The sequence below is a fragment of the Amycolatopsis benzoatilytica AK 16/65 genome (assembly GCF_000383915.1).
Lineage (GTDB): Bacteria > Actinomycetota > Actinomycetes > Mycobacteriales > Pseudonocardiaceae > Amycolatopsis > Amycolatopsis benzoatilytica.
In genome coordinates this window covers 2,084,427-2,110,801 of record NZ_KB912942.1, presented here as the reverse complement: position 1 = coordinate 2,110,801, position 26,375 = coordinate 2,084,427, and the positions used below count along the sequence as shown (strand labels likewise).

The window sequence follows — 26,375 nt, the reverse complement described above, 5'->3', positions numbered from 1 at the left end:
GCCCAGCCTACGGGTCGCTCGCAACATTTCGCCAATACTGTTGCACCAATGCCACATTGCAACATTCTTTGTTGCATCGTAGAGTCTGGCGACGACCCCGACATCGCGAGGAGCTTCGGATGCCTGAGCGGCCCGCCACTCTGTGTGAAGCCTTCCAGCGCACCGCGCGCATCGATCCCGACGCGATCGCGCTGCGCACTCCGGGTGCGGCGCAGACCCTGACCTGGCGGGCCTACGCGGAGCAGGTCCGCCAGGTCGCAGCGGGCCTCGCCGCGCTGGGCATCAGGCGCGGCGACGCGGTCGCGCTGATGATGGGCAACCGGATCGAGTTCTATCCGCTCGAGGTCGGCGCGCAGCATGTCGGCGCGACCTCGTTCTCGGTCTACAACACCCTGGCGACAGACCAGCTCGCGCACGTCCTCGGCAACGCGGGCAGCAGGCTGGTGTGCTGCGAGGCCCAGTACGTCGACCGGATCCGCGCGAGCGGAGCGGAGATCGAGCACCTGGTGGTGATCGACGCCGACGGCGAAGCACCCGAAGGCACGCTGACCGTCGCGGACCTGATCGCGGGCGGCGCGGCGGACCACGACTTCGAGGCAGGCTGGCGGGCCGTGCGCCCGCACGACGTCGCCACTCTGACCTACACCTCGGGCACCACCGGCACGCCGAAGGGGGTGGAATCCACCCACGCGAACCTGATGTCCGAGGCGTACGGGTTCGCGCAGGTGATGGACCTGGAGTTCGGCGACCGGATCACCTCGTACCTGCCCGCCGCGCACATCGCCGACCGGTTCACCACGTTGTACCTGCAGGAAGTCTTCGGCCTCCAAATCACCGCGGTCGCCGACGCACGGCGGATCGCGGCGGCGTTGCCGGACGTGCGCCCGACGATCTGGGGCGGAGTCCCGCGGGTGTGGGAAAAACTGAAGGCGGCCATCGAGGCGGGCGTCGCCGCGGAACCGGACGAGGCCCGCCGGCAAGGTCTGCGGCAGGGGCTGGCCGTCGCGGCGAAACGGGGGGCAGCCGCGCTGGCCGGTACCGCCATGCCGGACGACGCCGCCGCTGAATGGGCCGAAGCCGACCGCCTTGTGCTGGCTCCGCTGCGCCGGAAGATCGGGCTGGACCAGGTCCGCTGGGCGATCTCCGGCGCCGCGCCGATCGCGGCGGAGACTCTCGGGTTCTTCGCCGGCCTCGGCATCCCGATCGCCGAAATCTGGGGCATGTCGGAGCTGACTTGCGTGGCCAGTGTTGCGCATCCGCGCGACGCCAAGCTGGGCTCCGTCGGCCGGCTGTTGCCTGGGATGGAAGGAAAACTCACCGACGAGGGCGAGCTGCTCGTGCGAGGCCCGCTGGTGATGCGGGGCTACCGCAAGGAGCCGGAGAAGACCGCCGAGGCCGTCGACGCCGAGGGCTGGCTGCACACCGGCGACATCGTGCGGCGGGACGACGACGGCTTCCTGTGGGTGGTGGACCGCAAGAAGGAATTGATCATCAACGCCTCCGGCAAGAACATGTCGCCCGCGAACATCGAGAACACGATCAAGGCCGCGGCGCCGATGATCGGTGCGCTGAGCACGATCGGCGAGGGCAGGCCGTTCAACACCGCGCTCGTCGTGCTCGATGCGGACGGTGCGACCGCGTACGCGGCACAGCGCGGCATGTCCGACGCGAGCGCCGAGGCGCTGGCCGAAGACCCAGACGTGATCGAGCTGATCACCGCGGGGATCGCGGCGGGCAACGCGAAGCTTTCCCGGGTCGAGCAGATCCGCCGATTCCTGGTCCTGCCGACGTTCTGGGAGCCCGGCGGTGACGAGCTCACCTTGACGATGAAGCTGCGCCGCAAGCCGATCCTCGCCAAGTACGCCGCCGAAATCGAGGCGCTCTACGCCCGCGATCCAGGCACCGGTGTGCACGAAACCGTTGCGCTGCAAGGGAGCTGACAATGTCGAACTGGTACCCGCTCGCCGCGTCCGACGGCGACGTGGTGCGGGACGCAGCGACCTGGTCGCTGTTCACGAAGTTCGGCGAAGACCTCCGGTTGGAGGCCACCCCCGCCGGAACGCGGCTCACCTGGACCTTCGCCTACACCGGGGTGCCCGCGCCGGCACCGGTCCTGAAGCTGAGCAGCGCAGTCAACAGCCGAGTGCTGGGCAGTGTCGCCCGGGGTGTCCGCACGGCGGTCGAACAGAAAGGAGCCCGCCGATGACGCAGGTCCAGGCGAATGCGCGCACGTTCGAGGTGCGAGATCCCGGCAGCGGCCGGGTGGTCGGGACGTACCCCGAGCACGACGAGGCCGAGGTCGCGGACGCGGTGGCCGCCGCGCGGTCCGCGGCACCGCGGTGGGCAGCGCTGAGTTTCGCCGAGCGCGGCCGGATGCTGAGCCGCTGGCGGGCGGAAATCGCCCGGGGCAGCGCTGAGCTCGCCGCGGTGATGCACGCGGAGATCGGCAAACCGCCAGCGGACGGCAAGCTCGAGATCGTGATGGGGCTGCAGCATCTGGCCTGGGCGAGCAAGAACGCCGGCAAGGTGCTCGGCCCGCGCCCGGTGCCCAGCGACCTGATGACCATCAACCAGCGGGCGACGCTGGAGTACCCGCCGCTAGGCGTGGTGGGCGTGATCGGGCCGTGGAACTATCCCGTGTTCACCCCGCTCGGCTCGCTGTCGTGCGCACTGGCCGCGGGCAACGCGGTCGTGTTCAAGCCGAGCGAATTCTCGCCAGAGGTGGGGAAATGGCTGGCCGAGGCGTTCGCCAAAGCCGTGCCGGGACATCCGGTGCTGCAGCTGGTCACCGGTTCCGGGGCGACCGGGGCGGCGTTGTGCGCGTCCGGGGTGGACAAGATCGGCTTCACCGGCTCGACCGCCACCGGCAAGAAAGTGATGGCCGCCTGCGCCGAGTCGCTGACGCCGGTGCTGATGGAGTGCGGGGGAAAGGACGCGCTGGTGGTCGACGCCGACGCGGATCTGGACGCGGCCGCCGACGCCGCGGTCTGGGGCGCACTGTCCAACGCCGGTCAGACCTGCCTCGGAGTCGAACGGGTCTACGTGCACGAAGCGGTGTACGACGCGTTCCTGGCCAAGGTGATCGCGGCAGCCGAGGATGTGCGGGCGGGCTCGGATCCAGCCGCCAAGATCGGCCCGGTCACCATGCCCAGTCAGGTGGAGGTCATCCGCGAGCACCTGCGGGACGCGGTCGATCGAGGCGGCCGGGTCGTGCTCGGCGGCCTTGACGCGATCGCGGGTCAGTTCGTCCAGCCGACGATCCTGGCCGACGTGCCGGAAGACGCGCTCGCGGTGACCGACGAGACTTTCGGCCCGACGATGACCGTCGCCAGGGTCGCCGACATGGGCGAAGCGGTCGAGCGGGTCAACGCCAGCCGGTACCACCTGGGCGCCACGGTCTTCGCGCGCAAACAGGGCGAGGACATCGCCCGCCGGATCCGAGCGGGCGGCGTCGCGGTCAACGCCTTCGTCGCCTACGCCACGATACCGGCCCTGCCGCTCGGCGGCGTGGGCGATTCCGGCTTCGGCCGGGTCCACGGCCCGAACGGGCTGCGCGAGTTCACTTACCCCAAAGCCATTACCCGGCAACGCTTCCCCTCGCCGCTGGCGTTGACGACCTTCACTAGGACCGAGTTCACCGACCGGGTCGTCGCTGCGCTGACCACGCTGCTGCACGGCCGGTGCCGATGACAGCCCCAGGAGCATCGATGACCTTCGAGACCATCGTCTACCGCGTGGCGGAGCGGATCGCGACGATCACCCTCGACCGGCCCGGGGCCCGCAACGGCTACACGGTCGCGATGGCGAACGAACTCGGCGACGCGTTCGCCCGGGCGGACGCCGACGAGGACGTCCGGGCGATCGTGCTCAACGCCGCGGGCAAGGACTTCTGCGTCGGCATGGACCTGAGCGAAGGCGGCGACGACTTCACCGTGCCGGGCTGGGTCGAACCCGCGTCGCGCGCCACTCGGCCGCTGTTCCGGGCGAACAAGCCGGTCATCGCCGCGGTGCAGGGAGCCGCGGTCGGGGTCGGGTCCACGCTCATCCTGCCCGCCGACATCCGCGTCGCCGCGTCCGGCGCGCGATTCGGTTTCGTCTTCGCCCGCCGCGGACTGTTCCCCGAGGGCGGTTCGACCTGGTTCCTGCCCCGGATCGTCGGGCTTTCCCGGGCACAGGAGTGGATGCTCACCGGCCGGCTGATACCCGCGGCTGAAGCACTCGCCGCCGGATTGGTATCGCGGGTGGTCGAGCCGGAGCTGCTGCTGGACACCGCCTACGGCATCGCCAGGGAGATCGTTTCCGCCACCGCGCCAGTGGCGGCGGCGGTGATCCGGCAGGCCCTGCTGCACATGCACGGCGAGCCGAGTCCGGAACCGGCTTTCCGGCTCGATTCGCGGCTGATCGCGCATGCGTTCGCGAGCCCCGATGCTCGCGAGGGCATCACCGCGTTTCTGCAGAAGCGGGCACCGGAATTTCGCGGCACGGTCGGCGCCGATCTGCCGGGGTTCCTGCCGTGGCTGGACAGCGAGTCCCACCCGGCCTGACCACGCCCGGGCCGAATCCGGCCGGGCCAGGCCGGAAACAGCGCAATGTTCGTGACTGAGAGGTGATGTGCCATGCCAGAACGGAATCCGCCGGCCTACGAGGACGAAGCGCTCGCTATCCGAGCCCGGGACGTGCGCTTCGACTGGGCCGGGGTGCCGACCGAGTACATCCCCGGCCACGCCTACGCCACCCACTTCTGGAACGTCATGCACCTGGTGCTGCCCGAGGGCGAGCGCGCGATGGCCGACGTGCTCGGCCGGGCGCTGCCGCGGATCGACGACCCCCGGCTGCACGAGGAGCTGATCGGCTTCATCGGCCAGGAAGAGACCCACGCCAGCTCGCACGAGTCGTTCCGGGTTTACCTGCAGCAGCACGGTTTCGACGTCTCGAAGATCATGCGGCTGATGGAGTTCGTGATGGACAAGGTCTTCGGCGACCACGGCCTGACCGGCCGCGCGGGCGAAGCCTGGCTGCGGGAGCGGCTCGGCATCTACGCCGCCGCCGAGCATTTCACCGCGACCGTCGGCGAATGGCTGCTCGACAACCGCCGGCTCGACGAGATCGGCGTCGACCCTACGATGCTCGACCTGCTGCGCTGGCACGGTGCGGAGGAGATGGAGCACCGCAACGTGGCCTACGACGTTTTCCAGTACGTCGACGGCAGCTACGGCCGCCGGATGCGCACCGCGCTGCTCGCCTCAGCCGGGCTCCTGGTGCTCTGGCTCTACACCTCGAGCTGGCTGTATGCCAGCGATCCGACCGTCGCCCAACGCCGCTGGGCGTGGCCGCTGGAGTTCGTCAAGGCGGTGCGTGCCGGGCTGATCCCGGGGACCCGGTTCATATTCAGGGAGATCCCGCAGTATTTGCGGCCGCGGTTCCATCCCTCGCGAATGGGCCCGATCGACAAGGCCGTGCGCTATCTCGCGCAGTCGCCGGCGGCGCGGGGCGCGGCGACGCCATGACCGAAACGACCGGCTATCAGCCCGCACGGGCCGCTCGGGCGATCGCCAAGGGCGTTCGCGCCTACGCCAGAGTGTTCGCCGACAGCGCGGCGGCACCCTATCTGTCTCGGCCTAACCCGGTGCGGCGCCACGGATTCGACCTCGATCTGCGGGTCGCCGCGACGACCGCCGAGACGCCGGACGTCCGCGGCTTCACGCTGCGCCGCACCGACGGCGGCGTGCTGCCGGCCTGGGTCCCCGGCGCGCACCTCGACGTCTTCCTGCCTTCGGGCTTGCTGCGGCAGTACTCGTTGTGCGGCGACCCCGCCGACCGCACCTGCTATCGGATCGCGGTGCGCCGGATCGACGGCGGTGGCGGCGGATCGCTGGCCATGCACCAAGAAGTGACCGAAGGCAGCATGCTCACCGTGCGCGGGCCGCGCAACGCCTTCAGCCTGATCGCGGCATCGTCCTACCTGTTCGTCGCCGGCGGCATCGGGATCACCCCCATCCTGCCGATGGTGCGCGCGGCCGCCGGTCGCGGCGTCGAGTGGGAACTGCTCTACACCGGACGGTCTCTGGCGACGATGCCGTTCGTCGAAGAACTGCGGGCAATCGACCCGGACCGGGTGCTCCTGCGCCCGGACGACGAGCATGGTGTCCCAGACGCGACCGAACTCCTGAGGCACGCGCGGCCCGGCGCGGCGACCTACGTGTGCGGCCCGCCGCCCCTGATCGAAGCCGCCCGTACCGTGCAGCCCGAGCTGAACCCGACCGGATCGCTGCACAGCGAACGTTTTTCCGCCCCGCCGGTCGTCGGCGGCAAAGCGTTCGAAGTGCATCTGGCACGGCACGGCGAGACGGTGCCGGTCGCCGCCGACGAGTCGGTGCTGGCCGCCCTCCGCCGGGTCCGGCCCGGCGTCCGTTATTCCTGCCAGCAGGGGTTCTGCGGCAGCTGCAAACTGCGCGTGCTCGCCGGCGACGTCGAGCACCGGGACACCAGGCTGCGCGCGGCCGAGCGCGAGACCGACATGCTCGTCTGCGTCTCGCGATCGACCGGCGGACCCCTCACCCTCGACCTGTGAGCCGGAGTGATTCCATGACCCAGCATGTCCGCGTTGCGATCATCGGCGCCGGCTTCGGCGGGCTCGGCACCGCCATCCGCTTGCAGCAGGAGGGAATCGGCGACTTCGTCGTGCTGGAACGGGCGCACGAGGTCGGCGGCACCTGGCAGATCAACGACTATCCGGGTGCGCAGTGCGACGTGCCCGCGTTGATCTACTCGTTCTCCTTCGCTCCGAACCCGGAGTGGAGCAGGCTTTATCCGCTGCAGAGCGAACTCAAGGAGTACCTCCACCGCTGTGCCGTCGAGTTCGGGGTGCTGCCGAAGATCCGGTTCGGTACCGAGGTCACCGGCGCGGTGTGGGACGACGAGTCCTGCCGGTGGCGGATCTCGACCAGCACCGGGGAGTTCACCGCGCAGGTGCTGGTCGGTGCGATCGGCCCGTTCAGCTCGCCGTCGGTGCCGGAGCTGCCCGGTCTGGCGAGGTTCCGCGGCACGGTGTTCCACTCGCAGTCGTGGGACCACGACCACGACCTGACCGGTGAACGAGTCGGGGTGATCGGCACCGGCGCTTCAGCTGTGCAGTTCATCCCGCGGGTGCAACCGAAAGCCGGTCAGCTGACGGTTTTCCAGCGCACGCCGATCTGGGTGCTGCCGCATCCGGACCGCCCGGTCAGCCGGCGCATCCGGCGGCTCTACCGTCGAGTGCCTGGCCTGCAGGCCGCCGTCCGCAACGCGTGGGCGTTGACCTTCGAGGCGCTGGTTCCGGGTTTCGTGATCGAGCCGAAGCTGCAGAAGCCGCTGGAGTGGTCGGCCCGGGCGCTGTTGCGCCGCCAAGTCGCGGACCCCGTGCTGCGGGCGAAGCTCACTCCCTCCTACGCCGTGGGCTGCAAGCGGCCGACCTTCTCGAACGCGTACTACCCGGCGCTCACCGCACCCAACAGCACGGTGGTGACCGCGGGGATCGCCGAAGTGACCGAGCACGGGATCCGGACCGCGGACGGCGCCGAGCACCAGCTCGACACGATCATCTTCGGCACCGGCTTCCGGATGACCGACCACCCGGGGTTCGAGCTGATCCGCGGCCGGGACGGCCGCAGCGTCGCCGATCATTGGCGATCCGGCGGGATGACCGCGTACCTGGGCACCACCATGGCCGGTTTCCCGAACCTGTTCCTGATCCTCGGCCCCAACTCCGGCGTCTACACCTCAGCGGTGATCACCATCGAGGACCAGGTGCGCTACCTCGTCGACGCGCTCAAGGAGCTGGACCGGCGCGAGCTGGCGGCGCTGGAGGTCACGCCCGAGGCGGAACGGGAATTCGCGGAATGGGCCGACCACGGCCTGCGGCGCTCGGTCTTCCTCACCGGCGGCTGCACCAGCTACTACCTCAGTTCCGCCGGCCGCAACTTCGCCCACTACCCCGGCTTCTCCGCCGGATTCCGTGCCCGTACCCGCAAAGTCGCCTTCGAGCACTACACGGTCCGGCCGGCGAACGTCACCGAGGAGACGCAGGCATGAGCACCCGGCGGCCCTTCGACGTGCGCGACAAAGTCGTGCTGATCACCGGTGCCGGGCAGGGCATCGGGTTCGCGCTGGCCAGGAAACTGCACCGCGCCGGTGCGCAGGTGACGCTGCTCGACGTCGACCCGACGCGCCTGGCCGGGGCCGGGCAGAAGCTGGCCGGGGCGTTCACGGTGACCGCGGACGTGACCGACCGGGCCGCGATGGCGGAGGCGGCCCGCACCGTGCACGCCCGGCACGGGCGGCTCGACGTCGTCGTCGCGAACGCCGGGGTCACCCCGGTGCCGGCGACGATCCGGGCGATGGACCTCGCGGACTACGACCGGGTCGTGGCGATCAACCAGATCGGCGTGCTCAACACGGTCCAGCCCACGCTCGAATCGATCATCGCTACGCGGGGCCACGTCGTCGTGGTCTCGTCGTGCGCGGCGTTCTCGGCGGGCATGGGCGGATCGGCCTACATGTCGACGAAGGCGGCGGCCGAGCAGATCGGCCGCGCGCTGAAGCTGGAACTGGCCCCGCACGGCGCCAGCGCGGGCGTGGCGTACTTCGGTTTCGTGGACACCCCGCTGGCCACCGCGACGCTGGACGACGACGCCACCGGCCGCCGTCTCGACCAGCTGCTGGGCTGGCCGCTGAACCGGCGGATCTCCGCGGAGCAGGCGGCCGCCTCGATCGCCCGCGGAATCACGCGGCGGGCCGCCACCACGATCGCGCCCGCCCGGTGGCTGCCCTACTCGCTGTTGCGCGGTGTGGTCAACCCGCTGCTCGATCAGGTGCTGGTCCGGGATCGGCGGGTGGTCGAGCTGATCCGCGAGCTGGAACGCCGCCGCGAGCCGCGGCCGTGAACCGCAGCCTGCTGGGCGGACCGAGCCTGGCCAGTCTGGCCGTCCTGGCCGGCGCGCGGCTGCTCGTCCGGCCGCGGATGGACACGGTCCGGCTCGATGGCGCTTCACTGCGGTATCTGCGCGCGGGCGTCGCCGCTGCCGGGATACTCGCCGGGTGGTGCGGAGGCGCGGTGGTCGAACCGGTGCGGACAGCGGGCTTCTCGGGCGAATGGGTGCGGGCCCGCGACGCGCGTCCGATCGATGCCGGCGCGGTCATCTACCTGCACGGCGGCGGCTACGTCTCCTCGTCGCCGCGCGCGTATCGCGGCGTGACCGGCCCGCTCTCCCGGCTGACCGCGCTCGCGGTGCTCGCCGTGCGTTACCGCCGGGCACCGGAACATCCGTTCCCGGCCGCGATCGACGACGCCCTCGCCGCGTACGAATGGCTGCTGACCCACGGTGTCCCGCCGGAGCGGATCGCCATCGCGGGTGATTCGGCGGGCGCGCACCTCGCGGTCGGCCTCGTGACGACGTTGGCTCAGCTCAGCCGTCCCTGTCCGGCCGCGCTGGCGCTGTTCTCCCCGCTGCTCGATCCAGCGCTGACCGAGGCCGTCCACCGCGACGCCGAACGACCCGACCCGATCATCACCCCGGCATTCGCCGCCCGGTGCTCGGCTGTGTTCCGCCCCGGCGGTGACTTCAGCGATCCTCGGCTGGCACCGTTGCAGCTGGATCCGGCTCTGTTGCGCCGATTTCCCCCCGTGCAGACCCACGTCGGCGGCACCGAGTGCTTCGCGGGCGATGCCAAACGGCTGCATGAACAACTCGACCAAGCCGGGGTGCGCAACCAACTCGTGGTCGCACCTGGACAGGTGCATTCCTACGTGGTGCTCAACCGCGTACTGCCGGAAGCACGCTGGGCACTGCGCCGGTCTGCGGCCTTCCTCTGCACGCACCTGGCCGGCGAGCAACCGGAGGCGCTGAAAACCCGCTGGTAGACAGCGACTGCTCCGCCAGCTCGCTCCGGGAAACCGTTCAACGCGCGGGCGTGGCCACCACGGGCGCGACCACACCACTGCGGGATTCGCCGCGTTGGCGGCCCGGCTGGGAGGCCTCGGAGACATCGAGCGGTGGCCTCGAACGCCCGGATGGGCGGCTGGGTGCGCTGCTGGCCGCCGGGTGCTCGGTACGGGCAGCGTCGTGGTCTGTGATCATCTTGGCCTCACGACGTTCGCGCCGACATCCGGTCGGCGTTCGCCTCCGCCGCTTGGACGAACGCGGCCGCTGGTTCACTGAGCACCTGATGGTGCCGCCAGGCGATGCCGATGATCCGCGGGCTGACCCTGGCCAGTTCGATGATCCGTATTCCCGGGCGAAACTGCTCGACCGCGAGCCGGGGAACGAAGGCGACGCCATGGCCTTCCGCGGCGAGGCTGAGCAACGTCGCAGTGTGGTTGCTCCGGAACACGACTCGTTCGGCATAACTGGGGCGGCCCACTCGCGACACCATCGAGTGCACCGGCCGGAGCTCGGCGTAGGTCATCAGCCGGATGTCTGGGTAGTCGTCCAGCACGATCGGCCCGTCGGCTTGCGCGAGGGCCGAGCCCTCGGCTGCGACGAGCACGTACGGATCCTCCAGCAGCGCCCGCGCTTCGAACGGGCCTTCGGGCAACGGAAACACGACAAAAGTCAGATCGAGCTCGTCCCGCTCCAGCCGTTCGAGCAGGTCGCCGTCGTCGGGCAGCTCGGTCAGCTCCACTCGGATGTCCGGAAAAGCCCGCACGAAACCGGCGAGGGCGGCCGGCAGCAGGTTGGCGCCGACGCTCTCGAAACATCCGACGCGCAGCACCCGGGGCTGGCCCTGCGAAAGGGCGAGGACCTCGTCGGCAAGCTCCTGCAACGTGCTGGTGAGGGTCGCCGCGTGTTCCATCAGCACGCGTCCCGCGGGGGTCAGCGAGACCGGCCGGCCGCCGACCGAGCGGTTCACGACCCGGCCGTTGATCAGCTTCTCCAGGCGGTCGATCTGCTGACTGACCGCAGATTGGGTGTAGCCGAGCGACTCGGCCGCCGCGGTGAACGATCCCGTCCGCACGACCGCGGACAACGAGACGAAGTGGCGGATGTCCAAACGCGCCCAGAGCGGCGACACGGCGACCTCCATAAGCCTCTCTAATGGTCGCCACACAATAGACTCGCTGGCCCTTATGCGCCAGGGACCGCAGAGTGGGGTGCCACACCGGCCGAACCGTTGAAGGAGAAATGCGATGACCCACTCGCCGCAGGCTGTCCGAGCCGCACAGGTAATCGATCTTGAGCGGTACCCGATCGATCGCTTGGACAGCCCCAAAGGGGAAGCCATGATCGCCTTCTGCCGAGCGTCCCTGGCATTCGAGGGCGCCTGCCAGCTTCCGGGGTTCCTCCGGCCGGACGCGGTGCGGCAGCTGGTGGCCGAGGCGCTGGCCAAACGGGACGCGGCCTTCCGCACTGACGCGAAACACAATGTCTATTTCGAGAATGTCCCGGAGGCCGCGGACTCCGCCGACCCGCGCTCGCAGCTCTTGCATTCCTCCAAGTCCGCGATCGCCTGGGACCTCGTCGATGCCGAGTCGCCGCTGCGTATCGCCTACGAATGGGATGCGCTCACCGAATTCATGGGGCGCGTGCTCGGCGAGTCCGACCTCTACCGGTACGCGGATCCGCTGGGGGCCGCCTCGCTGATGATCTTCGATGAAGGCGACGAGCTCGGCTGGCACTTCGACCGTTCCCCGTTCGCGGTGACGCTCATGCTCCAGCCGTCCGCCGACGGCGGTGCGTACGAATACCACTATCGCCTGCGCACCGGCGAGGACGAGAACGCGGACGGGGTCGTCGCCGCGCTGCGCGGCGAGCATCCCGGCCGGATCACGCTTCCGAATGAGCCCGGTACGCTCAGCTTGTTCCGCGGCCAGCACTCGTTGCACCGGGTCACGCCTGTGCTTGGCGACCACCCGAGGATCAACGCGGTCCTCGCGTACTCGCCGAAGCCCGGCGACAAGCTCAACACCCTGACCCAGGAGCTTTTCTACGGCCGCAGCGCCTGATCGCGACCGGTCCCCGCGACACCGGGGACGGGGGGGGGAGACGTGTCCGACGCCGCAGGCGTCCCCACCACAGCGACCAGGAGGCACCCATGGGTGCGAATGTGCAAGTCAAAACTGCGCACACCGACGAGCCACTGACCAAATTCCATCTCCGGGTAACCGCGACCACTTTCGGCGCCAACTTCTCGGATGGCTACGCACTCGGCATCATCGGTGCGCTGCTGCCGACGCTCACCACCACCATGAATCTGTCCGGCGCGTGGGAGGGGCTGCTCGGCGCGTCGGCCCTGATCGGCCTCTTCTTCGGCAGCATGCTGCTCGGGCGGGTAGCCGACGGCATCGGCCGGCAAAAGCTCTATCTCTACAATTTCGTACTGATCACAGTCGCATCCGCGGCCCAGCTGTGGGCACACACCCCGCTGACTCTGTTCCTGCTCAGGTTGCTGATCGGATTCGGCCTGGGCGCGGACTACGCGGTGGGCCCGACCCTGCTCGCCGAATTCGCTCCCCGGCGGCTGCGCGGACTGCTTCTCGGCTCGCTCACGGTGCTGTGGACGGTCGGCTACGTGGTCGCCAATATCCTGGGCAGCTATATCTCGATCGACGACACGTCCGCACACTGGCTGCTCGCCAGCGGCGCGCTGCCCGCGGCCCTCGTGCTGCTGCTTCGGATCGGCATCCCGGAATCCCCGAGCTGGCTCGCCAGCCACGGCCGCGTCGACGAGGCAAGACTGATCCGCCGACGGTACCTCGGACAGGCCGACCCTGGCACCGCGGATGCGAACCCGGTGCCGGCCGAGCCCCCGCCGGCTGCTCGTTATCGCGATTTGTTCAGCCCCGGGCAGGCGAAGAGAACCTGGTTCGGCGTCCTTTTCTTCAGCGCACAGGTGCTGCCGTACTTCGCCATCTACACTTTCATGTCGCAGATTTTGGAAACCATTCATATTTCGGACGCGAACACCCAGAACCTGGTGCTCAACCTCGCATTGCTGCTCGGCGGCGTGATCGGGCTCTGGCCGATCCAGCGGATGGGCCGGCGCCCGTTCACCATTGTCACCTTCGTGATCCTCACCGCCTGCCTCGGGTTGATGGCGATCTTCGCCGATGCCTCCGGCTGGGTGCTGATGGTGCCGTTCGTCATCTACACCTTCGTGATGTCCGGTGCTTCCAACATCACTCAGGTCTATCCGCCTGAACTGTTCCCCACTGCCCTGCGGGGCACCGGAGTCGGCTTCCTCAACGCGGCGAGCCGGGTCGCTTCCGCGGTGGGCACCTTTGTCCTGCCGGTCAGCCTGAGCACGATCGGCATGGGCTGGTCGATGGGCTGGATGGCCGCGGTGCTCCTGCTCGGCACGATCGTGAGCGTCGCCTGGGCACCCGAAACCCGCAATACCCTCACCGGCGATGATTGGCAGCACTGATGGCGCACCCGTTCCTCTGTCTTTCTGGAAACTCGCTCGACGCCGCTCAAGTGACCGCGCTCGCCCGCAGCCGCCTGACGATCACCGTCGACACCAAGGCTCGCGAGCGGGTGCGCGAGGCGCATGGCATCGCACAACGAATAGTCGGAAACCGTCGCGTTTACGGGTATACAACAGGTGTCGGAGCAAATCGCACAACGTGCGTGGCAAAGGCACCCGCGCACGACGCCTTCGGCATGCAGCTGCTGCGCAGCCACAGCGGCGGTATCGGACCTGAGGTGCCCGGCGAGCAGGTCCGCGCGATGCTCGCCGTCCGGCTCAACCAGTTGCTCGCCGGCGGGACGTCGATCCAAGTCGAAGTGCTGGACCGAATCGCCGAAGCGCTGGCAAGCGGTCACCTTCCGACCGTTCATGCCTTCGGCGCCATCGGCACTGGCGATCTGTCGGCGCTCGGAGAGCTGGGGCTCACCCTGGCTGGAGAACTGCCCTGGCAGGGCGGGAACGGGCCGGCGCCCGCGTCGATCGTGCTCGATCGTCGCGACGCTCTCCCGCTGATGTCCAGCGGCGCTCTGACGATCGGACAATCCGCTCTCGGTGCGACCGATCTGAAAGCACTGCTGGATCAGGTGCCCTTGATCGCCGCGTTGACCTTGACCGCGATCCGCGGTTCCGCCGAGGCGTACAGCCAGCGCGTGCACGACCTCAAGCCGCATGCGGGCACCCAGACAGTGGCGGCGCGGATGCGTCAGCTCCTCTCCTCCGCTGACTGGACGTCTCATCTGGTTCAGGACCCGTTCGGTTTGCGCTGCCTGCCCCAGGTCGACGGCGCGGCCGTGGATGCCTGGCGGCGGTTGGACGAAGTGCTCGCCGTCGAAATCAATGCGGCGGCAGAGAACCCGTTGCTCGACGCCGACGAGGAGGACTACCACCATCACGGGGGCTTTCACCAGGCACAGCTGGCGCTTGCCCTCGATCAGTTCCGGCTCAGCCTGGTGGGCACCGCCGCGCTGTCGGCGGCTCGGCTCGGCTATCTTGTCGAGCCCAGCTTCACCGGTCTGTCGCCGTTTCTGTCCGACGGAAGCCCGGGCAGCAGCGGCGTCATGATCACCGAGTACACGGCCCAGTCCGCGCTTGCCGAACTGCGCACGCACGCACAACCGGTCTCGCTCGGCCACGCCGTCATTTCCCGCGGCTCCGAGGATCACGCGAGCTTCGCTTCCACCGGTGCCCGTCGCCTCCTCGATTCGGTGCAACCGTTCCAGCTCGTTTTGGCCTGCGAATTGCTCGCCGCGATCCGTGCGCTCCGGCTGCGCGATTTCGTTCCGCCCGGATGCGGCGAGCTCCGCGACTTTTACGAAACCGCGGTAAAACGGCTCCAGTCATCGGCAAGGGATCGAAACCTGACTGAGGACCTTCACACAGCGGCAGCGATACTGGCCGACGGCGCGACGAGCTGACCCGCGGCTGTCGCGCCGACGGATTGGACTAGCCGTCGAACGAACTCCGTGCCCGGGCAGGTCTTCGGGCACGGAGTTCGTTCTGGTTCCGACCCCGCACGACCGAGGCGACCTGCCCGGGTTCCACACCCGACGCCATCCAGCGACCACGGCGCCGGAGCCTCGGCAAGCGCGGCCGCTTCGTACTGTCCGATCTGCCAAGACTCATGCCTGGATCGGGAAACCGTCTGGGATCAGGTCTGCGACGTTCCCGGGCAACACCTCCCGGCAGTCACCGGCCGCGGTACCGGGCGTCGCCCTCGGCCAATCGGCGTTCGGGCCGGTGAAGGTTATCGGGACGCCTCTTGGACCAGCTTGTCGGCGAAGTGCCGGCGGCAGCCCGCACTGCAGAAACCGTAGGTCGTGCCCTGGTGTTCCAGGGTTTCGACCAGTTCGGTGGCGATCATGCCGCACACCGGGTCGATGAGCGCGCCGTCGGGTGCCGGGGTGTCGGTCTTGGCCTGGCTCATCATTTCCAGCAGCGCCGACTCGCCGATCACCCGGCCGTACACGCCGTATCCGCCCTCGGGCACGCCGACGACGTGCACCTCGACGTGCGGCTGGCGGTAGAGCCGCTCGGGGTCGTCGTCGGCCTGCGCCAGCGCGCGGGTGATGCTGGCGACCAGGAATGGGGTCATGGCCTTGCGCCAGGGGCCGGGCACGGAGACCCGCACCACGTAGCGCGGCGGCTCGACGGGGTCGAGCTGGCGGCTGTCCGCGATCCAAGTGCCGATTTCGTGGACGACGACGTGGTTGATGGAATCCAGGAAGTCCAGCACGCCCAGGTTGGCACTGGCCACTTCGTGGGCGTCCACGACGTCCCGGATGGCGTCCACATGGGTCACCAGTTGCTTCATGGTCAGCCGTGTCGCGAGCTGGTGCAGTTCGTCCGGGGCGAACGTGCCGCGCGGGACGAACAGCTCGAGAAACATCATTGTCAGGTCCTCCGTGATCGGCCGGCCGACGCGCTCGGGTGCGTCGGACTTGCTGGTCACAGACGGTGGCGCAGTGTGCTGTCAGCCGGCTCTCAGCCGACTTCCAGCGCGGTTCGCCCGGTCGCCGGGGGCGGGACGTGGCCGGCGATCGCGGCAAGGGCATCCGCGCGACCGAGCCGCCGGCCTTCGTTGTAGGCGGCTTCGTAGGAGGCCGAGCCGAGGGCAGTGCTGAGCTCTTCAGCCAGTCTGGCGACGTCCGGATCGGTCGCGGCGGCGGCTCCGCGCAGTGCGTGCGCGGCACCGAGCACCGCGGCGGCCTGCCGGATGTTCCCGCGCCGCAGCGCAAGTTCGGCAACCCCCACCGCGACTTCGGCGACCATCGGGAGGTCCGGCAACGACGACGCCGACGTGACTGCCTTCCGCAGCGCTGTCTCGGCGACCTGGAGGTCCGCTCGCGCCAGAGCCAGCCGGCCCTGCCCCAGCCGCAGCAACGCGTCGGTGAAGCCGCCGTCGCTCAGCCGCTCGGCATGCTCGACCTGGTTCGCGGCTTCGGCCAGGTCTCCGCGGTACCGGGCCAGATCGGCCAGGCACAGCCGCGCCACCACCTCGACCAGGCCGGGCACGTTTTCCCGGAGGATCGCCAGCAGCTCGGCGCGAGCCGCGTCCAGTCGCCCGGCCCGGGCGGTCGTGACGGCCAGCCAGGTGCGCTGGAAGTGGTCGGCACCGCCCAGCTCTCCGATCAGGGTGATCGCCTCGACGAGTGCCGCGGCAGCCGTGTCGACATCGTCGGCCATCACGTCGGCCAGGGCGAGATAGGTCAGGGTGGTGGCCAGGCCCCAGCGCTCCCCTGCCTGCCGGAACCGGGCCGCGGCGACGGCGAGGTCGGCCCGCATCGTGGCCGTATCACCACCCGCTCCGGCCAGCATGGCCCGGACCAGCGAACGGACGCCGCGCTGCCAAGGATCGACACCGCCCGGCTGGCCGTCCAGCAGAGCGAGGCCCGTCGGGATGTCGTTGGCGGCCATCGCAAGCAGCGCCGCGGTCAGGGCACTCGCCGCCGAGTCGCCACCCTCCTGTCCGACCGCAGCGCCGGCCGTCGTCACCGCGTCCGTGTCGGGCAGCTGGCCGGCCAGGATCGCGTGGAACAGGTACTGGGCCGCGACCTGCGAGGTCAGCGCGGCAGGGGCGGCACCAGGCGTGGTCAGCGCGGTGCGCAGCCGATCCGCCGCGTGGGCATGGCCGCCGTGGATCGCCCAGAACAGGCCGAGGACAGCGCCCAGCCGACGGGCGCCAATGGCATCGCCGCTTTCGGCGGTGAACTGCAGCGCGGCCGCCAGATTGTCGCGTTCTTCCGCGAGCAGGCGAAGCCAACGCAACTGCGCGGCGTCGTGCAGGTGCGGTGCCGCGCGTTCGACGAGATCGACGAAGAACGCGGCGTGCGCGAATCGGGTCGCATCGATGGCGCCGTCTTCGGCGAGCCGGTGCAGGCCGTACTCGCGGATGGTCGCCAGCATCCGGTAGCGCTCTCCGACGACCTGGAGCAAGGACTTGTCCGCCAGCATGTCCAGCGTCTCCCAGGCGACACCGAGGTGGTCGGCGGCTTCGGCGGAGAACGTGGAGGGAAACACCGCCAGCCGGGCGGCCAGGCTGCGGTCGTCGTCTTCCAGCAGGTCCCAGCTCCACGCCACGACCGCGCGCAACGTCCGGTGCCGGTGCGGCGCCGAACGCGCCCCGCCGGTCAGCACCCGGAACCGGTCCTCGAGACGCGTGGCGAGCTGACGCAAGGTCATGGTCCGCAGCCGGGCCGCGGCCAGTTCGATGGCCAGCGGCAATCCGTCCAGCCGGCGGCACACCTGAGCCACCTCTTCCCCGCTGTGCGCGAACCCGGGACAGACCGCGGCCGCCCGATCGGCGAACAGCCGGACCGCCGGGCTTTCGTCCGGTTCCCGGCCCGGTTCCGGCAGCGGTAACGGCAACACCGGGCACAACCGTTCGCCGGCGACGCCGAGGGGTTCGCGGCTCGTCGCCAGGATCCGGACGGACGGGCACCGCGCCAGCAGTTCGGCCACGACCCGCGCGGCCGGCTCGACGACGTGCTCGCAGTTGTCCAGCACGATCAGCGTCTCGGCGCCAGCCAGCACTCCGGTCAGCCGGCGCAGCGCCTCCCGGTCCGGGGCCGGAAGACCGATCTCGCGCGGCCCCAACGCGGCCAGCACCGCCTCGGCAAGATCGTCCTCCGCGGCGGCCGGTGCCAGTTCCACCAGCCACACTCCGCCTTCGACGGTGCCGGCCAGCTCGGCCGCCAGGGTGGTCGCCAGCCGCGTCTTGCCCACCCCTCCCGGCCCGACCAACGTGACCAGGCGTCCTTCCCGCATCCGCTCGCGAACCCGCGCCAGCTCCTCGGCGCGTCCGACGAAGCTCGTCATCGGTGCGGGCAGGTTGTCCTTGCGCCGGCCCTTCTCCAGCCGCTCGCCGCGCAGCGCGGCGAGATGCGCTTGCCGCAGCTCAGGCCCCGGATCGGAGCCGAGTTCCTCGGCCAGCAGGCGCCGGACCGTCTCGCAGGCGGCAAGGGCTTCCGCGGACCGGCCATCGGCGTTCAACGCCGTCACCAGCAACACCCACAGCCGCTCACGCAGCGGATGCGCGGCGGTCAGCTCGGTAAGCTCCGCCACGACCGACGACGCCGGCCCGGCCTGCAGGTCGGCCGCCAGCCGGTCCTCCAACGCGGTCAGCCACACCTCCCGCAGCCGAACCCCGAGGGCGATCGCATAGGGCGCGGGCGCCACGTCGACCAGCGGATCCCCGCGCCACAACCGCAGTGCCTCGCGCAGCCGCTGTCGTGCCCGCACCGCGTCGCCGGCCCGCAGGGCTCGCTGCCCCTCCTCGGCGAGCCGCTCGAACCGGAAGGCGTCCACCGCGTCCCGTGGCAAGTCCAGCTGATACCAGGCCTCACCCGACCGCACCACCTGGCCGTCGGGCAGGGCCTGCCGCAACCGCCACACCAGCGACTGCAGCGACGCGGCCGGGCTGACCGGCGTGCCCTCCGGCCACAGCGCATCGATCAGCTCCGCCACCGCGACCGGACGACCGACGTCCACCGCGAGCCGGGCCAGCAAGGCCCGCAGCCGCGCCCCGCCGATCTCCAGCACCCCGCGGTCGACCGCCACCTCCAATGGGCCCAGCACCGACACCCGCATGACACCACCCTGCCACGCGCTCGGACTTCCGTTCGGAACAAACCCCGCGTCGCGACGGGGTCTGTCCACCGAAGACGTTGACGCAGAGAATCGACTACCGGCACGAAATCGCCCTTGCGGACGGAAACGGTAACGCGGACGGTCCAGCACCCGCGCAGATCCGGCGTGCACCGCGCCGAGGAAATCACCGTCCAAACGCGGCCGGAGGCTGGTACTTGCCATGTGGCGCAGGCAAACCCGGGCCGCTCCTCCGGTGACCGACGCCGAGCGCATCGTCCTGGCCGGCTTCCTCGACCCCTGCCTCACAACGGGAATCCTTCCACCGAAGCCGCGTCGCAGAGGAGGCGTCCGGCCGCCGGCGACCCTGCGTTCAGTACATCCAGCACGCGGGGCGGCCGAACCGGGCGGCACCCACCACCAGTTCGCCGATCCCCTCCCCGGTCGAGTTCGAAGGTATCCCGCCGCGCACCGAAACTTCCGGCCAATCCGGCATTTCCCCGCGCCCGTTAGGTCACCGGCCCCACGAAGCCAGCTGTTCGCCCTACCTTCGGGCGACGTTCACCGGTTGCGACCGGTCCGGTCGCCAGGGCTTGTGAGGGTTCGCCTGCACCAGCCTGGGACGACAGGAGCGAAAAACATGAGCGGTACTACGCGTGGCCGGACGATCAAGCGGGTCGCCGCCGCCGCAGTGGCAGCGGTCGCGGTTGCCGGTGTCACCGGCGGAGCGGCCGCCGCCTCGCCGGACCAGGCCCACGGCGCACCGGACCACATCTTCTACATCATGATGGAGAACCACGGTCTCTCCCAGATCGTCGGCAACACCGCGGACGCGCCCTTCACGACGCAGCTGGCGAACCGGTACAACGTTTCGACGAACTTCCACGGCGTGACCCACCCCAGCATGCCGAACTACCTGGCCGCCTTCTCCGGCTCGTTCCAGGGCGTCTGGGACGACTGCAAGGCCGGCCGCACGGTGACCTGCGCGCCCGAGGAGTTCGTGCCGGGCTCCGGCGACAGCACCAGCAACGCGTCGCTGACCCAGGCGCAGTACCAGAGCGCGAGCAAGACCCCGCATCTGTTCGACGGCCGCAATCTGGTCGACCAGCTCGAAGCGCACGGCAAGTCGTGGAAGGCCTATCTGCAGTCGATGCCGCAGACCGGCTTCGCGGGCGAGTACGCCCCGGGCCTGGTCAACGGCACCGAAGTCAAGCTCTATGCGCAGAAGCACAACCCGTTCATGTACTTCTCGGACATCAACTCGCCGGCCAACCCGAGGCTGCAGAAGGTCGTTCCGTTCGAGAAGAACTTCGACGCGGACCTGGCTTCCGGGCACGTTCCGGACTACGTGTGGATCAGCCCGGACCAGTGCCACGACATGCACGGCATCGCGCCGGCCGCGGCGAAGGCCATCAACCTGCCGTCGTGCGGTTTCCCGGACTCGGGCCTTGACCACGGCGCGATCAAGCTCGGCGACGACTACCTCAAGGACACCGTCGGGAAGATCATGAACTCCCGGACCTGGAAGACGAGCAACTCGACGATCGTCGTCAACTGGGACGAGAACGACTACTCGGGCTACTCCGGCGGACCGGGCAGCCCGGTCGGCGCCGGCAACGCGGTCCTCGGCGGCGGCGACGCCCCGCTGATCGTGATCAACTCCCAGGCCGGGCCGCACAAGCAGTCCAAGGTCCCCGCCGACCACTACACGGTGCTGGCCACCGTCCAGAAGCTGTGGCACCTCGGCTGCCTGGAGAACACCTGCTCGGAGGCCACCTCCGGCCAGGTGGCCGACCTGTTCGCCAACTGACCCCGCCCGGCGGGGAGCGGCCGGGTGCCGCTCCCCGCCGGTGTTTCCGCCACCGGGTCGCGCGGCCGGGTTCACAGCGGCTGGTGAGCTGCTGCCTGTGCCGCCGCAGTCAGATCAGTGCCGGGCGAGCGGCACCGGCCGAGCGGAATGGCTGGATCGCGCAGATTTCGGTGGCGGGGTTCGCCCAGCGCACCGGCGCGACTCGCCGAGGCTCATTTCGGTGCCTGCGCTGATGAACGTCTTGGTGCCGTTGAGGATCCAGCCGCCTTCAGTGCGCATCGCCCGGGACCGGATACCCTTGCGTTGGAGTCGGCGGTGGGTTCAGTCAGGCCGAACGCGCCGATCGCTTCCCCGGCAGTGAGCGGACGGAGCCAGCGTTCCTCTTGGTGGTCGGTGCCGAAGGTCGCGAGCGGGAGGACCGCGATCATTGAGTGAGCGTTCCAGACAGACGCGACCGACTGGTCGGCCGCCCCGAATTCTTCCATTGCGGCGACATAGGAAACGAAGCCAGCCTCAGCCGTACTTTTCGCTTACCAGCATCCCCATTAGCCCGACGGAAGCAACACACCATTCCGCCGGACGCCACCGTCTGCCGCCTGACCAGACGACCGGTTGCCCTCAGCTCGGAGCAACGGATGTGTTGAGTAATTTCCCTCTTGGCCGCCCGCAGGTCGCGGGTCATTCGTCAAGCACGCGATCGTCCAGATGGGAGCCGTAGAACTGGGCTTGCCGGGCCATGAGTTCCCGCATCGAGGCGCCTCTCGGCATGCCGTACACGGTGCCGGGGAAGTCCAGCGTGCGCTGGAGTTCCCACAGCTCGTCGTGCCGATCCGGGGAGAACAGCTCGGCCGGGTCCCCCACGGCGATCCAGCCGATCGGGAGCACCGCGCCGGGTTCGAGGCGGGAATTGACGTGCAGCACGCTGTTGATCCGCAACTCGGCCCCGGCACCGGCGACCGAGCCCGGGAACAGCGAGGCACCGGTCGCCACGAACACTTCGTCCTCGACGACGGCTCCGTTGACGTGGGCGTGCGGCCCGACCAGGACCGCGTCCCCGAGCGTCGCAGGATGCGCGGCCCGGCCACGAACCAGCGCGTGCTCCATGACCACGACGTCCGAGCCGATGCGGATCTCCCCGTCTTCCGCGGTGAGCACCGCGCCGTGCAGGATCCGGGCCCGCTCGCCCAGCACGACTGCACCGCAGAGCACCGCGGACGGCGCGACGTACGCCGACTCGGGCACCACGGGCCGTTTCCCTCGATGTTCCATCAGCATCGCCCCACGCTAACCCCGCTTTCCGCTTGACCACCGCCCGACCGGCGCATCCAGATTCGGACAGCAGCAGGAGGAAGCCCGGACGGAACCGTGCGCGGCCGGCACCGCAGGGACGCCCTCAGCCGGGAACCCTCAATGCGACCTGGTGCGATTCCGCCGAATCTCAAGATCGCCGGATTCCCTCTCCCGCACCGGGTCGGCGGTGACGCTGACCCGGGCGGGGCGGCCGGTCTCCGCCTCGACGAACAACAGCGGCGGGCTCCCGCCCTGGAGATGCTTGTCGCCCCACTGCACCAGCGACAGGAACACGGGCAGCAAGTCCTCGCCGGCCTCGGTGAGCCGATACTCGTCGCGTACCCGTTTGCCCGGTTCCCGATAGGGTGCCCGGACGACGATCCCCGCGGATTCGAGCTGGCGAAGCGCCCGCGACACCGCGGGCGCGGACGTCCCGATGCGCGCCACGAAATCCTCGAACCTGGTCGTGCCGTAGAAACACTCGCGCACCGCCAGGAACACCGTTTTGGTGCTCAGCAGGTCCAGCACCCGGGCAGCCGAGCACCGGTCGCCGATCGCCCAGGCTTCCCGGTCGCGCAATCGCTCCTCGAACTCCATCGCCACTGCGCCAGTGTATCTAACGTTTGCGTTACTCAGCACCTTGTGATTCCATCTGGCTAACGGTCTCGTTATTCAGATGGAGGACACGGTGGTTGCAGCAGCGGGCAAGGTGGCGGTCGTGACCGGCGGGCGGCGAGGGCTCGGCGCGGCGCTGGTGGACGAGCTCCTCGCGCGCGGAGCGCGGAAGATCTACGCCACGGGCCGCTCGCCGTACGTCGACGAACGCCCGGAAGTGGTCCCGGTCGAACTCGAGGTCCGCTCGGAAGAGTCGGTCGCCGCACTGGCGAAAGCCGCGAGCGATGCCGAGATCGTCTTCAACAACGCCGGCGTCCTCGTGCCGGAGGCCCTGCTCGGCGGCGACCTCGCGACCACGATCGAAACCTTCGACGTAAACGTCTTCGGGCTGCTGCGGGTCGCGCGGGCGTTCGCCCCGGTACTGGCCGCGCAAGGCGGCGGCGCGCTCGTGGACATGCACTCCGTGCTGTCGTGGATGGCAGGCAGCGGCGCCTACGGCGCGTCCAAAGCGGCGGCGTGGTCGGTGACCAACTCGCTGCGCGTCGAACTGGCCTCGCAGAACACCCAGGTCGTCGGCGTGCACGCCGGGTTCATCGACACCGACATGGTCTCCGCGATGGACCAGCCGAAGGCCACGCCCGCACAGATCGCCGCGCGAATCCTCGACGGCCTCGAAGCCGGGGACACCGAGGTGCTGGCCGACGACGTCACGGTGACCGTCAAGGCGGCACTGTCCGGACCGGTGGAGAACCTGACGTTCTCCGCCGCCCGCTGACCCCGTTTCCCGGTAGCCGAAGGAGCACTGAGCCGCCATGCCACTGTGGACGATCCACCACACCCCCGGACTCTTCAGCGACGCCGAGAAACACGAACTCGCCTCCCGGGTGGCCGACCATTACGAAGCGGTCGGCCTGCCCCGGTTCTACGCGGTCACGGTCTTTCAGGAAGCCCGGCGGGAGGACTTCTACGTAGGCGGGGAACCCGCCGAAGCCGGGATCCGCGTCGTGATCGATCACATCGCGCGCCACAGCACCGGGCCCGACTCCCGCCGGCGCACCGCGCAGTGGATCAGCAGCATGCTCCGGCCGCATCTGGAAAAACGGCCCGGCGTGCACTGGGAGTTCCACGCCGACGAGTCCAGCGAAGAACTCTGGATGATCAACGGGCTGGTGCCGCCGCCGGGCGGCTCCGCTGAAGAAAAGGCCTGGGCCAAGGACAATGCCGCTTCCCCGTACTGAAACAGCGGCCCTGGAAGCCAGCCGCTCCCCATCATGAGCAGCGCGCCGCTGCCAACCGCGCGACGGCCGGCAGCGGCGCGCGTAGGCGGGCCCTCCTGACCCTGGTCCCTTCCGGCAACCGAACCGGAGACCTGGTTCCCCACCCCTCCCCCGCACCTGTGAGGCAGCATGACCGCCGACGTCGGCGCCGCTCCGCGAACCGGCGGACGACCGGGCACCGTGCTGCTCGTCGTCTCCGCGGCCGTTTTCCTGGCCAGCCTGGACCTGTTCATCGTCAACATCGCGTTTCCGGACATCCGCCTGGCCTTCCCCGGCACCGGTCTCGCCGGCTTGTCCTGGATCCTCAACGGCTACACGGTGGCCTTCGCCGCGTTGCTGGCCCCAGCCGGGCGGCTGGCCGACCGCTACGGCCGCCGCGCCGTCTTCCTGATCGGCGTCGCGGTCTTCACCGCGGGTTCCGCCGCTTGCGCCATCGCCCCGTCCGTCCCGCTGCTCGTCGCCTTCCGCGTCCTGCAAGCGGTCGGCGCGGCCCTGGTCATGCCGACCTCGCTCGCACTGCTGCTGGCCGCGTTCCCGCCCGCCCGGCGAGCGAAGGCAGTGAGCACCTGGGCCGCGGTCGGCGGAGTCGCCGCCGCACTCGGCCCGCCCGTCGGCGGAGTCCTCGTGCAGTTCTCCTGGCGGTGGGTCTTCCTGGTCAACCTCCCGGTCGGCCTGCTCGCTCTCCTGTCCGGGCCCAGGGTGCTGCGGGAAAGCCGCGACACCGGCTCCGGAATGCCCGACCTGCCCGGCGCGATCGCCCTCGCCGCCGGAGTCGGAGCGTTGGCCTGGGCCCTGGTCTCCGCCCCGGACCACGGCTGGGGCAGCCGCGAAGTGCTGATCGGCTTCGCGATCGCCGTGCTCGGCCTGCTCGCCGTCGTGCTGCGCTCGCGACGGCACCCCACGCCGGTGCTCGACCTGCCCTCCCTGCGCATCCCGACGCTGTGGCTCAGCTGCCTGGCGATGCTGCTGTTCACCATGGCGTTCGGCAGCATGCTCTTCGGCAACGTCCTGTTCCTGACCGGTCTCTGGCACGAGTCGGTGGTCGTCGCCGGGCTCTGGCTCGCTCCCGGCCCGCTCATGGTCGTGGCCGTCTCGCTGACCGTGGGCGGGCGGCTGGCCGGCCGGTTCGGCCCCGGCGTCACGGTCGCCATCGGCAGCCTGCTGTTCGTGATCGGCGTGGCGACCTGGGTGTGGCGCCTCGGCCCCGCGCCGGACTACGTCGGCGGCCTCCTGCCCGGGCAGCTGTTCACCGGCTCGGGAGTCGGATTGATCCTGCCCAGCCTGTCCGGCGTCGTCGGGCTGGTCCTGCCGCCGGCGAAATGGGGAGCCGGCTCATCGATGATCAACACCGCCCGGCAGATCGGCACCGTCCTCGGCACCGCGGTGCTCGTCGCGATCTACGGCGGTACCCCCGCCCTCGCCGACTACCGCCACGGATGGCTGTTCCTCATCGCCGCCGCGCTGGGCAGCGCACTCGCCGCAGCCGCCATCGCGACCCGCCGCAACTTCGCCGACCACTACCTGCCGCCCGCACCCGAAAGCTGGCTGACCGGCCGGATCCGGCAACCCGACGCCACCCCGCTCGCGGACACGGCCGTCACCATCCTCGACAGCCACGGCAACCAGTTGCACGTGGCGACGACCGGCGACGACGGAACCTTCCAAATCCCCGTCCTGGAGAACGAACCCGCGCTCCTGGTCGCGGCGCGCGCGGGCCACCGCGCAGAAGCGGTACCGCTGACCGCGAATCCCGCTTCCTCCCTCGAACTCGTGCTGAGGCACAACACGGCCCGAGTCTCCGGCTTCGTGCACGACGATGCGAACACTCCCGTCAACGCAGCAACGGTCGTCCTCACCGACACCGCGGGCACGGTCGTCGGCAGCGTCCGCACCGGTGAAGACGGTGCCTTCAGCTTCGAGGGACTGGAACCCGGAGCACTGACTCTCACCGCCACCGCCGGCCAGGCCAGAATCTCCGTCCGCAGCCTCCACCTGCACCCAGGCGAGCACGAAACGATCGAGGTGGCGCTTCCGCCCGCGGGCCGCCTGACCGGAGTCGTCCATAATGGACTTCACCCGGTCGCCGGAGCCCGCGTCACGCTCCTGGACGAGCGCGGAAACGCCGTCGCCGTCCAGGACACCGCCGAGAGCGGCCGCTACGAATTCCCCGGACTGCCGAGCGGCCGGTACGAGGTCGTCACCACCGGGTTTCCGCCGAGCACCAGCATCGTCCGGCTGACCGAGCACGGCGACACCGCCGCCCACGACGTCACGCTTCGCCACGAACCGATTCCGGATCTCGCCCGGCAGCAACGCATCGCTCGCAGCGATGGCACTCTGGAGCGACGGCGATGACC

General features: G+C 69.8%; 22 protein-coding genes. 16 read left to right on the top strand and 6 right to left on the bottom strand.

Annotation, left to right across the window (positions count from 1 at the left end; all coding sequences use genetic code 11):
* The first annotated feature begins 119 nt into the window (after positions 1–119).
* The 9 genes from fadD11 (at position 120) to AMYBE_RS41345 (ending at position 9,898) form a co-directional block, all read left to right on the top strand.
* Positions 120–1,940, top strand: a complete 1,821-nt coding sequence (gene fadD11, locus AMYBE_RS0109950; RefSeq protein WP_020659224.1) for a fatty acid--CoA ligase FadD11 — start codon at positions 120–122, stop codon at positions 1,938–1,940.
* Positions 1,941–1,942: 2 nt separating this feature from the next.
* A complete protein-coding gene (locus AMYBE_RS0109945) occupies positions 1,943–2,206 on the top strand; it encodes a hypothetical protein (RefSeq protein ID WP_020659223.1) in 264 nt (87 codons plus the stop codon).
* Positions 2,203–3,690 carry an aldehyde dehydrogenase family protein gene (locus tag AMYBE_RS0109940; RefSeq protein ID WP_020659222.1) on the top strand — a complete coding sequence of 496 codons (1,488 nt, stop codon included), beginning with the start codon at positions 2,203–2,205 and terminating at the stop codon, positions 3,688–3,690. The genes AMYBE_RS0109945 and AMYBE_RS0109940 overlap by 4 nt, the downstream gene beginning before the upstream one ends.
* A 17-nt stretch (positions 3,691–3,707) precedes the next feature.
* Positions 3,708–4,544, top strand: coding sequence for an enoyl-CoA hydratase-related protein (locus tag AMYBE_RS0109935; protein WP_020659221.1), 837 nt, complete (start codon positions 3,708–3,710; stop codon positions 4,542–4,544).
* A 72-nt stretch (positions 4,545–4,616) separates the two neighbouring features.
* Entirely contained in the window at positions 4,617–5,507 is an 891-nt protein-coding gene (locus tag AMYBE_RS0109930; RefSeq protein WP_020659220.1) for a metal-dependent hydrolase, read from the top strand.
* Positions 5,504–6,571 (top strand): PDR/VanB family oxidoreductase, encoded by a 1,068-nt coding sequence (locus AMYBE_RS0109925; RefSeq protein ID WP_020659219.1) that lies wholly within the window; start codon positions 5,504–5,506, stop codon positions 6,569–6,571. Before AMYBE_RS0109930 ends, AMYBE_RS0109925 begins: the two co-directional genes overlap by 4 nt.
* Before the next feature lie 14 nt (positions 6,572–6,585).
* Positions 6,586–8,070, top strand: a complete 1,485-nt coding sequence (locus tag AMYBE_RS0109920) for a flavin-containing monooxygenase (protein ID WP_020659218.1) — start codon at positions 6,586–6,588, stop codon at positions 8,068–8,070.
* Entirely contained in the window at positions 8,067–8,921 is an 855-nt protein-coding gene (locus tag AMYBE_RS0109915) for a short-chain dehydrogenase/reductase (protein ID WP_020659217.1), read from the top strand. The genes AMYBE_RS0109920 and AMYBE_RS0109915 overlap by 4 nt, the downstream gene beginning before the upstream one ends.
* Positions 8,918–9,898: an alpha/beta hydrolase gene (locus tag AMYBE_RS41345; RefSeq protein ID WP_020659216.1), complete on the top strand. Its 981-nt coding sequence runs from the start codon at positions 8,918–8,920 to the stop codon at positions 9,896–9,898. Before AMYBE_RS0109915 ends, AMYBE_RS41345 begins: the two co-directional genes overlap by 4 nt.
* A gap of 224 nt (positions 9,899–10,122) precedes the next feature.
* On the opposite strand, the gene AMYBE_RS0109905 is transcribed toward AMYBE_RS41345, so the two are convergent.
* The gene (locus AMYBE_RS0109905) at positions 10,123–11,049 is read right to left on the bottom strand and encodes a LysR family transcriptional regulator (protein ID WP_169515222.1); all 927 of its coding nucleotides are present in this window, start codon (positions 11,047–11,049) and stop codon (positions 10,123–10,125) included.
* Positions 11,050–11,257: 208 nt separating this feature from the next.
* Here AMYBE_RS0109905 and AMYBE_RS0109900 point away from each other — a divergent pair, with 208 nt between their 5' ends.
* From AMYBE_RS0109900 to AMYBE_RS0109890, 3 genes are all read left to right on the top strand, one after another.
* Complete coding sequence (locus AMYBE_RS0109900) at positions 11,258–11,980, top strand: HalD/BesD family halogenase (RefSeq protein ID WP_084469922.1); 723 nt, start codon at positions 11,258–11,260, stop codon at positions 11,978–11,980.
* A gap of 89 nt (positions 11,981–12,069) precedes the next feature.
* The gene (locus AMYBE_RS0109895) at positions 12,070–13,401 is read left to right on the top strand and encodes an MFS transporter (RefSeq protein ID WP_020659213.1); all 1,332 of its coding nucleotides are present in this window, start codon (positions 12,070–12,072) and stop codon (positions 13,399–13,401) included.
* Entirely contained in the window at positions 13,389–14,858 is a 1,470-nt protein-coding gene (locus AMYBE_RS0109890) for an aromatic amino acid ammonia-lyase (protein ID WP_169515220.1), read from the top strand. The genes AMYBE_RS0109895 and AMYBE_RS0109890 overlap by 13 nt, the downstream gene beginning before the upstream one ends.
* A gap of 329 nt (positions 14,859–15,187) precedes the next feature.
* Here the strand turns inward: AMYBE_RS0109890 and AMYBE_RS0109885 are convergent, their stop codons facing one another.
* Together AMYBE_RS0109885 and AMYBE_RS41340 are read right to left on the bottom strand one after the other, a co-directional pair.
* Entirely contained in the window at positions 15,188–15,892 is a 705-nt protein-coding gene (locus tag AMYBE_RS0109885; protein WP_020659211.1) for a YHS domain-containing protein, read from the bottom strand.
* Positions 15,893–15,924: 32 nt separating this feature from the next.
* The gene (locus AMYBE_RS41340; RefSeq protein WP_020659210.1) at positions 15,925–19,029 is read right to left on the bottom strand and encodes an ATP-binding protein; all 3,105 of its coding nucleotides are present in this window, start codon (positions 19,027–19,029) and stop codon (positions 15,925–15,927) included.
* Positions 19,030–19,666: 637 nt separating this feature from the next.
* Between AMYBE_RS41340 and AMYBE_RS0109870 the strand changes: the two genes are divergently transcribed.
* The gene (locus AMYBE_RS0109870) at positions 19,667–20,836 is read left to right on the top strand and encodes an alkaline phosphatase family protein (RefSeq protein WP_020659208.1); all 1,170 of its coding nucleotides are present in this window, start codon (positions 19,667–19,669) and stop codon (positions 20,834–20,836) included.
* A gap of 212 nt (positions 20,837–21,048) precedes the next feature.
* On the opposite strand, the gene AMYBE_RS46075 is transcribed toward AMYBE_RS0109870, so the two are convergent.
* The 3 genes from AMYBE_RS46075 to AMYBE_RS0109860 all read right to left on the bottom strand — a co-directional run bounded on the left by AMYBE_RS46075 (position 21,049) and on the right by AMYBE_RS0109860 (position 22,723).
* Positions 21,049–21,321: an acyl-CoA dehydrogenase family protein gene (locus tag AMYBE_RS46075; RefSeq protein WP_245573172.1), complete on the bottom strand. Its 273-nt coding sequence runs from the start codon at positions 21,319–21,321 to the stop codon at positions 21,049–21,051.
* Positions 21,322–21,514: 193 nt separating this feature from the next.
* The gene (locus AMYBE_RS0109865; protein WP_020659207.1) at positions 21,515–22,111 is read right to left on the bottom strand and encodes a gamma carbonic anhydrase family protein; all 597 of its coding nucleotides are present in this window, start codon (positions 22,109–22,111) and stop codon (positions 21,515–21,517) included.
* A gap of 132 nt (positions 22,112–22,243) precedes the next feature.
* Positions 22,244–22,723 carry a winged helix-turn-helix transcriptional regulator gene (locus AMYBE_RS0109860; RefSeq protein ID WP_034288275.1) on the bottom strand — a complete coding sequence of 160 codons (480 nt, stop codon included), beginning with the start codon at positions 22,721–22,723 and terminating at the stop codon, positions 22,244–22,246.
* A gap of 91 nt (positions 22,724–22,814) precedes the next feature.
* Between AMYBE_RS0109860 and AMYBE_RS0109855 the strand changes: the two genes are divergently transcribed.
* The 3 genes from AMYBE_RS0109855 to AMYBE_RS43655 all read left to right on the top strand — a co-directional run bounded on the left by AMYBE_RS0109855 (position 22,815) and on the right by AMYBE_RS43655 (position 26,373).
* Positions 22,815–23,516, top strand: a complete 702-nt coding sequence (locus AMYBE_RS0109855; RefSeq protein WP_027927531.1) for an SDR family oxidoreductase — start codon at positions 22,815–22,817, stop codon at positions 23,514–23,516.
* Between the two features lie 37 nt (positions 23,517–23,553).
* Positions 23,554–23,979 (top strand): tautomerase family protein, encoded by a 426-nt coding sequence (locus tag AMYBE_RS0109850; protein WP_020659204.1) that lies wholly within the window; start codon positions 23,554–23,556, stop codon positions 23,977–23,979.
* A 168-nt stretch (positions 23,980–24,147) separates the two neighbouring features.
* Entirely contained in the window at positions 24,148–26,373 is a 2,226-nt protein-coding gene (locus AMYBE_RS43655; RefSeq protein WP_020659203.1) for an MFS transporter, read from the top strand.
* Positions 26,374–26,375: the final 2 nt, after the last annotated feature.

Excerpts from the sequence above, each read along its gene's own strand:
- fadD11 (WP_020659224.1), top strand. The coding sequence starts at position 120 with ATGCCTGAGCGGCCCGCCACTCTGTGTGAAGCCTTCCAGCGCACCGCG.
- AMYBE_RS0109945 (WP_020659223.1), top strand. The coding sequence starts at position 1,943 with ATGTCGAACTGGTACCCGCTCGCCGCGTCCGACGGCGACGTGGTGCGG.
- AMYBE_RS0109940 (WP_020659222.1), top strand. The coding sequence starts at position 2,203 with ATGACGCAGGTCCAGGCGAATGCGCGCACGTTCGAGGTGCGAGATCCC.
- AMYBE_RS0109935 (WP_020659221.1), top strand. The coding sequence starts at position 3,708 with ATGACCTTCGAGACCATCGTCTACCGCGTGGCGGAGCGGATCGCGACG.
- AMYBE_RS0109930 (WP_020659220.1), top strand. The coding sequence starts at position 4,617 with ATGCCAGAACGGAATCCGCCGGCCTACGAGGACGAAGCGCTCGCTATC.
- AMYBE_RS0109925 (WP_020659219.1), top strand. The coding sequence starts at position 5,504 with ATGACCGAAACGACCGGCTATCAGCCCGCACGGGCCGCTCGGGCGATC.
- AMYBE_RS0109920 (WP_020659218.1), top strand. The coding sequence starts at position 6,586 with ATGACCCAGCATGTCCGCGTTGCGATCATCGGCGCCGGCTTCGGCGGG.
- AMYBE_RS0109915 (WP_020659217.1), top strand. The coding sequence starts at position 8,067 with ATGAGCACCCGGCGGCCCTTCGACGTGCGCGACAAAGTCGTGCTGATC.
- AMYBE_RS0109900 (WP_084469922.1), top strand. The coding sequence starts at position 11,258 with ATGATCGCCTTCTGCCGAGCGTCCCTGGCATTCGAGGGCGCCTGCCAG.
- AMYBE_RS0109895 (WP_020659213.1), top strand. The coding sequence starts at position 12,070 with ATGGGTGCGAATGTGCAAGTCAAAACTGCGCACACCGACGAGCCACTG.
- AMYBE_RS41340 (WP_020659210.1), bottom strand. The coding sequence starts at position 19,029 with ATGCGGGTGTCGGTGCTGGGCCCATTGGAGGTGGCGGTCGACCGCGGG.
- AMYBE_RS0109870 (WP_020659208.1), top strand. The coding sequence starts at position 19,667 with ATGAGCGGTACTACGCGTGGCCGGACGATCAAGCGGGTCGCCGCCGCC.
- AMYBE_RS46075 (WP_245573172.1), bottom strand. The coding sequence starts at position 21,321 with ATGGAAGAATTCGGGGCGGCCGACCAGTCGGTCGCGTCTGTCTGGAAC.
- AMYBE_RS0109865 (WP_020659207.1), bottom strand. The coding sequence starts at position 22,111 with ATGCTGATGGAACATCGAGGGAAACGGCCCGTGGTGCCCGAGTCGGCG.
- AMYBE_RS0109860 (WP_034288275.1), bottom strand. The coding sequence starts at position 22,723 with ATGGAGTTCGAGGAGCGATTGCGCGACCGGGAAGCCTGGGCGATCGGC.
- AMYBE_RS0109850 (WP_020659204.1), top strand. The coding sequence starts at position 23,554 with ATGCCACTGTGGACGATCCACCACACCCCCGGACTCTTCAGCGACGCC.
- AMYBE_RS43655 (WP_020659203.1), top strand. The coding sequence starts at position 24,148 with ATGACCGCCGACGTCGGCGCCGCTCCGCGAACCGGCGGACGACCGGGC.